The sequence below is a fragment of the Streptomyces sp. NPDC007084 genome, assembly GCF_040703595.1.
Taxonomy (GTDB): domain Bacteria; phylum Actinomycetota; class Actinomycetes; order Streptomycetales; family Streptomycetaceae; genus Streptomyces.
This window is the reverse complement of record NZ_JBEYFY010000017.1, coordinates 105143-105508: the sequence shown is the minus strand read 5'-3', so window position 1 is coordinate 105508 and position 366 is coordinate 105143.

Below are 366 nucleotides of genomic sequence, written 5' to 3'. Positions count from 1 at the left end.
TGTGGGTTCTCTCCGTGCGAGCGGAGGTGAGTCGCCGCGCTCCTGTCGACCGGTCAGGGCCTGTGGGTTCTCTCCGTGCGAGCGGAGGTGAGTCGCCGCGCTCCTGTCGACCGGTCAGGGCCTGTGGGTTCTCTCCGTGCGAGCGGAGGTGAGTCGGCGCCGACGCGGCCAGGCTCCTGCTGCACCTGGTTCTCTCCGTGCGAGCGGAGGTGAGTCGGCGCCCGGCGATTCGCCCGGAGGGCCCGCCAGGTTCTCTCCGTGCGAGCGGAGGTGAGTCGGTCTACGAGCTGTCCTCCACGGGCACGCAGACGTTCTCTCCGTGCGAGCGGAGGTGAGTCGCAGCCGCAGCAGGTGTCAGTGTCCGGC